This is a genomic window from Bilophila sp. 4_1_30 (assembly GCF_000224655.1).
Taxonomy (GTDB): Bacteria; Desulfobacterota; Desulfovibrionia; order Desulfovibrionales; family Desulfovibrionaceae; genus Bilophila; species Bilophila wadsworthia.
In genome coordinates this window covers 835,855-847,843 of record NZ_JH114232.1, presented here as the reverse complement: position 1 = coordinate 847,843, position 11,989 = coordinate 835,855, and the positions used below count along the sequence as shown (strand labels likewise).

8 protein-coding genes are annotated in these 11,989 nt (G+C 59.1%); 6 read left to right on the top strand and 2 right to left on the bottom strand.

Annotated features, from left to right (window positions below; all coding sequences use genetic code 11):
* The first annotated feature begins 268 nt into the window (after nt 1-268).
* The 6 genes from HMPREF0178_RS10385 to HMPREF0178_RS10360 all read left to right on the top strand — a co-directional run bounded on the left by HMPREF0178_RS10385 (nt 269) and on the right by HMPREF0178_RS10360 (nt 8,549).
* Entirely contained in the window at nt 269-565 is a 297-nt protein-coding gene (locus HMPREF0178_RS10385) for a EutN/CcmL family microcompartment protein (RefSeq protein ID WP_005024909.1), read from the top strand.
* A 151-nt stretch (nt 566-716) separates the two neighbouring features.
* Complete coding sequence (locus tag HMPREF0178_RS10380) at nt 717-2,171, top strand: aldehyde dehydrogenase family protein (protein WP_005024907.1); 1,455 nt, start codon at nt 717-719, stop codon at nt 2,169-2,171.
* Between the two features lie 742 nt (nt 2,172-2,913).
* A complete protein-coding gene (locus HMPREF0178_RS10375) occupies nt 2,914-5,406 on the top strand; it encodes a glycyl radical protein (protein WP_009733371.1) in 2,493 nt (830 codons plus the stop codon).
* A gap of 105 nt (nt 5,407-5,511) precedes the next feature.
* Nucleotides 5,512-6,450: a glycyl-radical enzyme activating protein gene (locus HMPREF0178_RS10370; protein WP_009733370.1), complete on the top strand. Its 939-nt coding sequence runs from the start codon at nt 5,512-5,514 to the stop codon at nt 6,448-6,450.
* Nucleotides 6,451-6,638: 188 nt separating this feature from the next.
* Nucleotides 6,639-8,027: a sigma-54-dependent Fis family transcriptional regulator gene (locus HMPREF0178_RS10365; protein WP_005024903.1), complete on the top strand. Its 1,389-nt coding sequence runs from the start codon at nt 6,639-6,641 to the stop codon at nt 8,025-8,027.
* A 180-nt stretch (nt 8,028-8,207) separates the two neighbouring features.
* Entirely contained in the window at nt 8,208-8,549 is a 342-nt protein-coding gene (locus HMPREF0178_RS10360; RefSeq protein ID WP_009733369.1) for a TIGR04076 family protein, read from the top strand.
* 389 nt (nt 8,550-8,938) lie between these two features.
* Here HMPREF0178_RS10360 and ldhH read toward each other — a convergent pair whose 3' ends face one another.
* Entirely contained in the window at nt 8,939-11,095 is a 2,157-nt protein-coding gene (ldhH, locus tag HMPREF0178_RS10350; protein ID WP_005024894.1) for an L-lactate dehydrogenase (quinone) large subunit LdhH, read from the bottom strand.
* Between the two features lie 50 nt (nt 11,096-11,145).
* Nucleotides 11,146-11,733, bottom strand: coding sequence for a lactate utilization protein (locus tag HMPREF0178_RS10345; RefSeq protein WP_009733368.1), 588 nt, complete (start codon nt 11,731-11,733; stop codon nt 11,146-11,148).
* Nucleotides 11,734-11,989 lie beyond the last annotated feature (256 nt).

Here is an 11,989-nt window from a genome sequence, read left to right as displayed (position 1 = left end):
GGACGTGGCCGCCTGCAAAGCCGCTACCGACGCCGGCGCCGCCGCTGTGCAGCGCGTGGGTGGCGAGCTCGTGGCCGTCCATGTCATTCCTCGCCCCCATCAGGACCTGGAAGCCGTGTTCCCCCTGAGCCGCAAGTAAGCTCGTCCGCGCACTTAAGCTGGGTTAAGCCCTGCTCGTCGGTCTCGCCGGGGCCTCGCGCCCCGGCCCGGCCGTCAGCTTCCTTACGGAATGCTCCCGGAAGACCGTCTTCCGGGAACGGAGACATACATGGAACTCGCAAAAGTCATTGGTCAGGTCGTTTCCACGGTCCGGTGTCCCGGTTTGCCGTACAACTCGCTGCTTCTCGTTGATCTGCTCAATGAGAAGGGTGAATCCATCGGCCGCTCTCAGGTTGCCGCCGATCCCATCGGCGCGGGCGAGGGCGAATGGGTTATCGTGTCCCGCGGCAGTTCCGCACGTTTTGCCATCGACAAAGATGCGCCGCTGGATCTGGTCATTGTCGGCATCGTCGACCATGTAAACGCCGGTAAGGCAGCTATTTATCGCAAGAATCAGGGGGAATAGCCCCTGCGGGCGGTCCGCCGCCCACCGGAAGACCCCGAGTTTTCCGCTCTGCCTCGTCTCCTGACGAGGATGACAAACAGAAAAAACAGGCCCCCCGCCCGGCAGTCCTCAAAGTCCCGCGGGGTCCGGCTTCCAGCATAGGAGTATAGATATGGACGTGCGCCAACAAGACGTGGAACGCATTGTCGTTGAAGTTCTGAAAAAGATGATGTCCGATCAGCCCACCGCGGCTGCTACGACCGTCGTCGCCGCCAGCGGCTGCGACTGCGGCGACTTCGGCCTCTTCGATCGCCTCGAAGACGCCGTGCAGGCCGCCGAAGCCGCTCAGAAGAAGATCAGCACCGTCGCCATGCGTGACAAAATCATCGCCGCCATCCGCAAGGCCGGCCTTGAAAACGCCAAGGCGTTCGCTGAAATCGCCCACAACGAAACCGGCATGGGCCGCGTGAGCGACAAGATTGCCAAGAATATCCTCGTTTGCGAGCGTACTCCCGGCACCGAATGCCTCTCCCCCATGGCCATTTCCGGCGACATGGGCCTGACCCTTATCGAAAACGCTCCCTGGGGCGTGATCGCTTCCGTGACGCCGTCCACCAACCCGACCGCCACGGTGATCAACAACGCCATCAGCATGATCGCTGGCGGCAACTCCGTGATCTTTGCTCCCCACCCCAACGCCAAGCGTGCTTCCCAGACGGCCATTCAGGTCCTGAACAAGGCCATCATCGAAGCCACCGGCGTTGCCAACCTGCTTGTCGCCGTAAAGGAACCCACCATCGAAGTGGCGCAGGAGCTCTTCTCGCATCCTCGCATCAAGCTGCTCGTGGTGACCGGTGGTGAAGCTGTTGTGGCTCAGGCCCGCAAGGTCGCCACCATGCGCCTCATCGCCGCCGGCGCCGGCAACCCGCCGGTCGTCGTCGACGAAACCGCCAACATCGCCCGCGCTGCCCGCAGCATCTACGACGGCGCTTCCTTCGACAACAACATCATCTGCGCCGACGAAAAAGAAATCATCGCCGTGGATTCCATCGCCGATCAGCTGAAGGCCGAAATGAAGGCCATCGGCGCCGTGGAAATCAGCCTTGAACAGGCTGACGCCGTGGCTCGCGTGGTTCTGCGCAACTATCCTCAGGTTGAAGGCGGCAAGGCTCCCAATCCGAACCCGAAGTGGGTCGGCCGTGACGCCGCCCTCATCGCCAAGGCCGCCGGCATCGACGTGCCCGACAGCTGCCGTCTGCTCATCGTGGACGTGAAGCGCGACATCAACCACGTGTTCGCTCGCGTGGAACAGCTGATGCCCGTTATCCCGCTGCTGCGCGCCGCCAACGTGGACGAAGCCATTGAATGGGCTCTCATCCTCGAACGTGGCCTGTCCCACACCGCCGGTATGCACTCCCGCAATATCGACAACATGGACAAGATGGCCCGCGCCATGAACACCAGCCTGTTCGTCAAGAACGGCCCGCACCTCGCCGCCCTCGGCGCTGGCGGCGAAGGCTGGACGACCATGACCATCTCCACCCCCACTGGTGAAGGTGTGACTTGCGCCCGCTCGTTCGTGCGTCTGCGCCGCTGCTGCGTTGTGGACAACTTCCGCATCGTCTGATTGTAGCGTACGCCTTTTATGGGGGGGAGGGACTGGTTCCCTTCCCCCTTTCTTATTATGGATATGGAGATGCCGGGGAAGAGCGGAAGAGTCTTTCTAAAAAAGAGCTTTTTCTTTCCCTCTCTGGGCGCTATCCTTCTGTTTTCAAAGGTTTTTGCGTTTATCAAATCCCTGCTTGCGGTCTTTTTGGGCACATGCATTCCTCGAAAAAGTACTCGCTTCAACTCGGATTGGGTGTCTTTTCCGATAGTTCCAGTTTGTAGAGGCCATTTTAAAAATACTTTTTTCACAAAATGGATTTTTCTGATGTCGCATTTTTGCATCATACTTTCCACCCCCAACCAACGCTGTTCCTTCAAAGGGAGTTTTTTCTGATATAATATCAGTAAGATAAAAACCCTTGTCAGGAACTATTCTCTTTCGCTGCGCAAAAACGGACACAGGTTGCAGGAAAACCTCTCTCTGTCGCAAAAATGCAACATTATACGACTACTCTTTGCGGATTATTCCTGATAAGCGATGCAATTTTGCGACTGCACCCTTTTCCAGAAAGACGTCTCAAAACACTCTCTTTCACAATACCATGAAATAACAAGTAAACATTTTTTCTAACCCATCTGGCACGGCACTTGCTTTATTATAAGCAAGACAAGTGAAGAAGGGAACGAGAACTTCCGAGCGGTCTGCCGGAAAGCTCCACACATCATACTACACAACCTTAATTCCTACACGGAGAAGTGACATGACTCAGGTAGCTGAAATCAAATCGCCTCATGAGCAGCGTCTCGAAGACAACATCGCCGGTAAAGAAGACATCTATCGCGAATCCCACAAGCGCGTGTTCAAGCTGCTGGAACGTTTCGACGGCCAGAAGCCCGCTATCGACGTCGAACGCGCTCTGTTCTTCACGCAGTCCATGGCCGAAACCGTGGGTCAGCCCTTGGTTCTCCGCTGGGCCAAGGCTCTGATGAACGTTGCCAAGAACATCACCGTCATGGTGCAGGACGATCAGCTCCTCCTCGGCCGCTGCGGTGGTCATGACGGCCGTTACGGCATCCTGTACCCCGAACTCGACGGCGACTTCCTCGACATCGCCGTGCGCGACCTTCCCACCCGCCCGCAGTCTCCGGCTTCCATCAGCCCCGAAGACGCCAAGATCGTGGTTGAGCAGATCGCTCCTTTCTGGAAGGGCCGCACCTATCACGAAGCTCTGAACAAGGCTCTTCCCGCCGAAGTTCACAAGCTGACCTACGACGATCCCGACGGCCTGATCTCCCGCTTCATCGTCAACGAAACCTCTTCTTTCCGCTCCTCCATCCAGTGGGTGCATGACTACGAAGTGGTGCTGAAGCGCGGCTTCAACGGTCTGAAGCAGGAAATGGAAGAAAAGCTGGCCGCTCTTGATCCCGCCTCTCCCGTGGATCAGGTGGACAAGCGTCCCTTCATCGAAGCCACCATCCTCGTGTGCGACGCCATCGTTCTGTGGGCGAAGCGCCACGCCGACGCCGCCCGCAAGGCCGCCGAAGCTTGCGCCGATCCGGTCCGCAAGGCCGAACTCATCCGCATGGCTGAAAACGCCGAACACGTGCCCGCCAACCCGGCTCGCGACTTCTACGAAGCCGTTCAGTCCCAGTACTTCACCCAGATGTTCTCCCGTCTGGAACAGAAGACCGGTACCACCATCTCCAACGGCCGTATGGACCAGTACTTCTATCCCTTCTACAAGAAGGACATGGAAGCCGGCATCCTGACCGATGAAAAGACCCTGGAATACTTGGAATGCATGTGGGTCGGCATGGCCGAATTCATCGACATGTACATCTCCCCCGCCGGCGGCGCCTTCAACGAAGGCTACGCTCACTGGGAAGCCGTCACCATTGGCGGCCAGACCCCGGACGGCCGCGACGCGACCAACGATCTGACCTACCTGTTCCTGAAGTCCAAGCGCGAATTCCCGCTGCACTACCCCGACCTCGCCGCCCGTATCCACAGCCGCGCTCCTGAACGCTACCTGTGGGACGTCGCCGAAACCATCAAGTTCGGCTCCGGCTTCCCCAAGCTGTGCAACGACGAAGAATGCATCCCGCTGTACGTCTCCAAGGGCGCGACCTTTGAAGAAGCCCTTGATTACGCCGTGTCCGGCTGCATCGAAATCCGTATGCCCAACCGCGACACCTACACCTCCGGCGGCGCTTATACCAACTTCGCCTCCGCTGTGGAAATGGCTCTGTACGACGGCAAGATGAAGAAGTACGGCGACGTGCAGCTCGGCATCCAGACCGGCGACGCCCGCAAGTTCAAGAGCTGGGACGAATTCTGGAACGCCTACGTGCAGCAGCACATGCTCCTGCTCCGCACGACGTTCATCCAGCAGTACATTGTTATCCAGACCCGCGCCAAGCACTTCGCCCAGCCCATGGGCTCCGTGCTGCACGCTCTCTGCCGCAAGCACTGCATCGACCTGCATCAGCCCCAGATCCCCGAAGGCCTGAACTTCGGCTACTTCGAATTCATGGGCCTCGGCACCGTCATCGACTCCCTGGCCGCCATCAAGAAGCTCGTGTTTGAAGACAGGAAGCTCACCATGGATCAGCTCATCGACGCTCTCGAAGCCAACTTCGAAGGCTACGAAGACATCCAGCAGCTCCTCCGCACGGCTCCCTGCTACGGCAACGACGACGAATACGCCGACGAAATCGGTCGCGAACTCGACCGCATGGCCGTGTCCTTCGCCGCCAAGTACGGCAAGGAAATGGGCATCAACAACGACGCCCGTTACGTGCCCTTCACCTCTCACGTGCCCTTCGGTAAGGTTGTTTCCGCTACCCCGAACGGCCGCGTGGCGTGGTTCCCGCTGGCTGACGGTTCTTCCCCGTCTCACGGCGCCGACCACAATGGTCCCACCGCCATCCTGCTCTCCAACCACAACACGAAGAACTACGGTATGCGCGCCCGTGCTGCCCGTCTGATCAACGTGAAGTTCACTCCCAAGTGCGTTGAAGGCGATGCCGGTACCGAAAAGCTGGTGCAGTTCATCCGTACCTGGTGCGACCTGAAGCTGTGGCACATCCAGTTCAACGTCATCAACGCCGATACCCTGAAGAAGGCCCAGAAGGATCCTCAGAAGTATCGTAACCTCATCGTCCGCATCGCCGGGTACAGCGCCTACTTCGTCGACCTGACCCCCGACCTGCAGAACGACCTCATCGCCCGTACCGGCCACGACCAGATGTAAGTTCTGGCCGCTTGCGGCACACAAGATGAATGATTAAATAAATGGCGGGCCGGAATTATCTGGCCCGCCATTTCCAACTCTAACGCTCAGAAAAAGAGGTAGTCCATGGGTTCCTTTGAAGATAGAAAGGCGACCGGAACCGTCTTCAATATTCAGAAATATTCCGTTCACGACGGTCCCGGCATCCGGACCATCGTCTTCCTGAAGGGCTGCCCCCTGTCGTGCAAATGGTGCAGTAACCCCGAATCCCAGGCCTCGCATCCGCAGGTCGCCTACAACAAGGGCCGCTGCATCGGCTGCCACCGCTGCATCAAGGCCTGTGAACACGACGCGATCACCGTCAACGAAGATGGCACACTCTCGCTCGACCGCAGCAAGTGCGACGTCTGCAAGACGCTCGACTGTGCCCACGCCTGTCCCGCACAGGGGATGATCATCTACGGCGAAAACAAGACCGTCGATCAGATCCTCAAGGAAGTGGAAAAGGACGCCCTGTTCTATGCCCGCTCCGGCGGCGGCATGACCCTTTCCGGCGGCGAGCCCCTCATGCACGCCGACATTGCCCTCCCGCTGCTCCGGGAGGCCCGTCATCGCCGTATCAAGACCGCCATTGAAACGTGCGGCTGTATCCCGTGGGATACCCTCAAGGAAGCCGCCCCATACCTCAACTATGTCCTGTTCGACGTCAAACAGATGGACAGCGAAAAACACCGTGAGGGCGCTGGCGTCGGCAACGAACTGATCCTCAGCAACCTCAAAAAGCTGCTCACCGAATTCCCCAACCTGCATGTCCAGGTCCGTACGCCCATCATTCCCGGGTTCAACGACAATGACGAGTTCGCCTACGCCCTCGGCGAGTTCCTCAAAGGCCACGAGAACGTGGGTTACGAAGCCCTGCCCTACCACCGACTGGGAACCCAGAAGTACGACTTCCTGAGCCGCGAATACGCCATGGGCGACGTCAGCCTGCCCGACGGCGTCGCGCAGCGCATCCAGCGGATCGTCGATGAAACCCGCGGTGCCGTGACGGAAGAAAAGAAGTAAGCTTCCGCTCCTCCCTTCCGAAAGATATCCCCGCCCGGCGATCCGGGCGGGGATTTTTGCTTTCCCCTCCGTCCACTCGTCCCCTTTCCACGCACGCCTTGACGTTCTTGCGTACAGGCACTAGCATGAGAAACCAATTTCCCTGCAATCATTTTATTTCTCGTGCGATGCCTATGGAAAACACTTCGATGACGTCTCTTGCTCCCCATTTTGAAAGTATCCTCGACACCCTCTCTGATGGCGTCTTCATCAGTGACGCGGAGGGGACGACCCTGTTCGTCAACAAAATGTACGAAACCCTGACCGGCCTGAGGCAGGGGGAAATCCGGGGCAAGAACATCCGCACGCTCGTCCAGCAGGGGATTTTCGACAAGGTCGTCAATCCGCAGATCGTCGAAACCGGGAAATCGGCCACCCACGTCCAGCAGCTCGCCAACGGGAAGCGTCTGGTCTTGACCGGCTATCCCGTTTTCGACGACAAGGGCCAATTGTGCCTTGTCGTGACCTTCGCCCGCGACATCACCGTCCTGACCCAGCTGCAGGAGGAGATGACCGCCCAGAAGAAACTCATCGAGCAGTTCCACGACCGTCTCGCCTTCCTTGCCCGCGAACAGACCCGCGAACTCGTCCCCGTCTTCGAAAGCCGCGAGATGAAAGAGGTTATGAGCCTTGTGGAGCGGTTCGCCAGTTCCGACGCCACGGTGCTCATCCTCGGCGAAACGGGCGTCGGCAAGGACGTGGTGGCCCGCCTCACCCACGAACTCAGCCCGCGCAAGGAAAAGATGTTCCTCAAGGTGGACTGCGGCGGCATTTCCGAAAGCCTCACCGAGTCGGAACTCTTCGGCTACATGCCCGGAGCCTTCACCGGCGCAGGCAACAAGGGCAAGAGCGGCTATTTCGAAATGGCCGACGGCGGCACGGTGTTTCTCGACGAAATCGGCGAATTGAGCCTTGCCATGCAGACCCGCCTGCTCCGCGTGCTTCAGGATGGCGAGATCATGCGCGTGGGCTCCTCCAAGCCCCGCAAGGTCAACGTCCGCATCATCGCCGCCACCAACCGCAACCTTGCGGAACGTGTCGAAAAGGGCCTCTTCCGGCGCGATCTTTATTACCGTCTCAACGTGGCCGTGGTGAACATCCCGCCCCTGCGCGAGCGCCCTGACGACATCCAGCCTCTCGTGACGCATTTTCTGAACATGTTCACTTCCAAGTACCGCAAACACATGAACCTCACGCCCGGCCTCATGGAAGCCCTGCGCCAGTATTCATGGCCCGGCAACGTGCGCGAGCTCCAGAACCTCATGCACAGCATCGTGATCACCAAGGATCACGGCCCGCTCTCCGTCAAGGACTTGCCCCGGCACATGACCGGCAACGAGAATGAGGAGCTGTTTTTCCCTGACGACGGCATCAACTACGAGCGCCCCCTCAAGGACATCATGGCCGACATCGAGCGCGGCATCCTCCGCAAGGCTCTCAAGGTGCACGGCTCCGTCCAAAAAGTCGCCGAGGTCTTCAAGGTCAACCGCAGTACCATTTTCAGAAAGCTGCACTCGGAGAAGGATGGAGGGGAATAGAAAATGGGAGGGGGGAAGGGGAAACTTTCTGAGAAAGTTTCCCCTTCCCCCCTCCAAACCTCTCCTCTTCCTCTCCAAAGACTTTCGTAAGTGGGACAGAATATGATTTCAGGATCGCGGAGGCTGTCCCTTGGCGGCAGTTTTCCGGAGACGCCTTTTCCAACACATCACGGAGGCGACATGAAACGATGCAGGATCACCGTCCTCAAGCGGCATTTTGATGAGGAACTGGCCAAGGAATACGGCTCCAAGGGAATCGGCAAGTGTCCGATGCTCAAGGAAGGGCAAATTTTTTACGCCGACTACGCCAAGCCGGAGGGGTTCTGTGATGAAGCGTGGAAGGCCATCTACCAGTATGTTTTCGCCTTGGCGCACGGCAGCGGACAATTCTATTACGGCGACTGGATCGAAAAGCCGGGCATAGCCATATGCAGCTGCAACGACGGTCTGCGCCCCGTCATTTTCAAAGTCGAACGGACCGACGAAGAAGCGGCCATCAACTACACCCCGCATCACGATTAGGGCGAGAAGAAATTGGGGAGGGGGAGGAGAAACTTTCTGGAGAAAGTTTCTCCTCCCCCTCCCCAAACTCCACCCTCTCCTCTTCAAAGACTTTTGTGCTTATCGAATCCCTCTTTACAGCTTTTCCGGCGCGGATTGCCATCAGAAGAATACTTCTTTCAAAGAGGAACAGCGTTAACAACACACTTTCAAAACAAATAGGAGAACAAGTTCATCATAGCCTGCCCGAGGACCCCCTCAGCAGTGCCGCTCACTTCGAAAAAGGTACTCCTGACGGACTTGGAGCGAAAAGAAGCGGTTCCGTTTTCAGCTTCAGCCGGAGACGGAACCGCTTCTTTTCGCTTCGAGGGGTCTGGGGGCATCATGCCCCCAGACCGCCGGGGAGGCATTTACTTCTTCAGATTCTCAGCCAGCAGCTCGGAGATGTGCGTCACCTTGAGGCCCTTGCCGTCCTTCTCCGCGCCGCCGCGGATCTGAAGCACGCAGCCAGGGCAGTCCATGACCACACGGGCCGCGCCGGTATCCGCGATGCCGTCCAGCTTCTTGCGAAGCAGCGCGGCGGACACTTCGGGGAACTTGGCGGAGTACGTGCCGCCGAAACCGCAGCACACTTCCTCTTCGGCAGCCGGAACATAGTCGGCGGCAGCGGCGATGAGTTCACGCGGGGCTTCCTTCACGCCAAGGCCACGGCAAAGGTGACAAGAGGCGTGATAGGTTACCTTTTCGTCGCTGTGGTTGAAGCTTTCGGCGCTCAGTCCGAGCTTTTCCTTCGCGAACGTGCTGAAGTCCATAACCTTGTCCGCAAGCGCCTTTGCGCGGGCCTGACGTCCGGGCTGCCCGGCGAACAGTTCCACATAGCCTTCCTTGAGCTGCGAGGCGCAGGAGGCGCAGAGGGTCAGGATGACATCGTAATCGCCCTTCTCGAAGGCATCCATGTTCTGGAGCGCCACGTCGCGGGCGGTTTCGCGCTGGCCCATCATCACCACGGGCAGGCCGCAGCAGGACTGATCCATCGGGAAGTCCACACGGATGTTGTGGCCCTGCATGAGCTTTACAGCCGCTTCAAGCTGCTCGGGATACACGAAGTCCTGTACACAGCCCGCAAAGATGGCCACACGCAGCGAGGGGTTCGCGGAAACCGGGCGATCCAGCTTTTCCCAGCGGTCGCGGAACGCCTTGTCGGCGATGGCGGGCAGGGCGCGGAACTCGTTGTCCTTGGCGAACATGGAAGGCAGATGGCGGATGAACTGCTCGCCGCCGGTGAGCGGCTTCTGGGCGTACTTGGCGAACTTCAAAAGCGTATGGAACGCCTTGCGGTTCTTGAGGGTGGACGCCAGCAGGTTCATGGGCAGGCTGTTGCCGTCCTGCTCAATATACCGCATACGGATTTCCTCAATCAGGCCGGGCAGGTCGATGCCCGCCGCGCAGACGCTCTTGCAGGCCTGGCAGTTCACGCAGTTCTGGACGAGCGCCTTGGCGCGGTCCTTGCCGTGGAACAGGTAGGTCAGGATGAGGCCGATGGCGCCGATGTAGATGTAGCCCATGCGGTGCCCGCCCACGAGACGGTACACGGGGCACACGTTGGCACATGCGCCGCAGCGCACGCAGCGCAGGGCCTGCGACAGGATGGGATCGTTGAGCACGGCTTTACGGCCATTGTCCACGAACACTACGTGCATACTCTTCTTGCCGTCGGGCGCGGAAGCCGTGGGCACGCCGCCGGCGATCCACGTGACGTAAGAGGTCAGATGCTGGCCCGTGGCGTTACGGGGCAACACGCGGAGGGTCGCCATCGCGTCGTCGAACGAGGGGATCAGCTTGTCGATGCCGCCCACCGCGACATGCACGCGGGGCAACGTGGTGACCATGCGGGCGTTGCCTTCGTTGGTCACGAGGCCGATAGCGCCGGATTCGGCCACGGCGAAGTTCATGCCGGAAATGCCCATGTCGGCTTCGGCGAACTTGCGGCGCAGCTCGCGGCGGGCCACGCGCACGAGGCTGGTGATGTCTTCGGTCTGGTGCTTGCCGGTTTCCTTGGTGAAGGTATCGGCAACCTGCGTGCGGGACAGGTGGATAGCGGGCATGACCATGTGGGAAGGCCCTTCATGGCGAAGCTGGATGATCCATTCCGCAAGGTCGGTTTCCACCACTTCCATGCCCTTGGCTTCAAGGGCCGTATTGGTCTGGATTTCCTCGACGGTCATGGATTTGGACTTCACGACCATCTTACAGCCGTTTTCTTCCGCGATCTTGGCGATGATGCGGTTGGCGTCGGCGGCATCTCTGGCAAGATGCACCTGCACCCCGCGCTTTTCGGCCTCTTCCTTGAACTGTACGAACAGCTCGTCGAGGTGCCTGACCGATTCGTCCTTACGGGCGGCGACTTCGGCGATCAGCTCGCGGTCGTTCAGACCGGAGTAGATGCGCTCACGGCTGGCCCGGTAATCCACCGCGAACTTGTCCAAGGCGCGGCGCTGGAACGTATCCTCCAGCGCGGCGGACAGGTCGGTACGGTAGTTTTTTATATCGCGTGCGGGTTCTTTCATATGGCAATCCTTATGGTAAATCGACTGGGAAGCGGCTTCCCGTACGAAAACTAGTCGTTGATGAGCACGGCGTGCAGATACAACGGGCCATGAACGCCCAGCGTCAGCACACGCTCGATGTCGGCGGTACGGCTCGGCCCGCTGATGAAAGCCAAAAATTCGGGTTCGGGCTTGCCGAAGAACTTCTGGAGCACCTCCGCGCCGTTTTCATTGCCGGGCAGGATGGTCGAGCGGCGGATGAGCAGCACGCTTGTTTCCGGAAGCATGGTCGCCAGCCGGATATCTTCGTTGGTGCTCTCAACCACACAGGTCCCCGTATCGGCGAGGCCGCACGCGGCCCACGCAACGCCGACTTCCATGCCGCCGGCGTATTCCCGCAGGCCCCCTTCAACGAAAACGAGGCCCTTCTCTTCGCATCCCTTGCGGAGGATCTCGGCCTGTTCAGCGGGCAGGCCGGGCGCTGCGAGGATATTGCCTTTGCGTTCCGGCTCGGCACCCATGAGCTGCTCATGAGGCTCGGCGGCCTGACACAGTTCGAGGGCGTACTGCAAAGCCTCGTCCACCGACGCGACTTCCTTCACCGTAGCCGCAATGGCTATGGACCGTTGTTTCCAGAGTTCAGCAGGAGTCTGTTCCATTGTTTTTTCCTGGTTGCAAGTGATGCGGACCCCCCGTCTCCGAATTCGGAAACGGTCCCGCTACAAGAAGTGTTTCTTGATAGTATGTTTATTTTTTTGCGATTAGGCAACCCCCCGCCTTCTTGTTCTTTTTTCCAGAGGCGAAATTCGGGGAGGGGAAGAGGCCCCTTTCTGAAGGAAGGGGCCTCTTCCCCTCCCCAGTCCCCGCCCCTCCTCCCCAAAGGTTTTTGTCCTTATCGAATCCCTGTTCGAGGAC

Bases quoted from the DNA above. Each gene is read 5' to 3' on its own strand.
- HMPREF0178_RS10360 (WP_009733369.1), top strand. From the start codon at position 8,208: ATGAAACGATGCAGGATCACCGTCCTCAAGCGGCATTTTGATGAGGAA.
- ldhH (WP_005024894.1), bottom strand. From the start codon at position 11,095: ATGAAAGAACCCGCACGCGATATAAAAAACTACCGTACCGACCTGTCC.
- HMPREF0178_RS10370 (WP_009733370.1), top strand. From the start codon at position 5,512: ATGGGTTCCTTTGAAGATAGAAAGGCGACCGGAACCGTCTTCAATATT.
- HMPREF0178_RS10365 (WP_005024903.1), top strand. From the start codon at position 6,639: ATGACGTCTCTTGCTCCCCATTTTGAAAGTATCCTCGACACCCTCTCT.
- HMPREF0178_RS10345 (WP_009733368.1), bottom strand. From the start codon at position 11,733: ATGGAACAGACTCCTGCTGAACTCTGGAAACAACGGTCCATAGCCATT.
- HMPREF0178_RS10380 (WP_005024907.1), top strand. From the start codon at position 717: ATGGACGTGCGCCAACAAGACGTGGAACGCATTGTCGTTGAAGTTCTG.
- HMPREF0178_RS10385 (WP_005024909.1), top strand. From the start codon at position 269: ATGGAACTCGCAAAAGTCATTGGTCAGGTCGTTTCCACGGTCCGGTGT.
- HMPREF0178_RS10375 (WP_009733371.1), top strand. From the start codon at position 2,914: ATGACTCAGGTAGCTGAAATCAAATCGCCTCATGAGCAGCGTCTCGAA.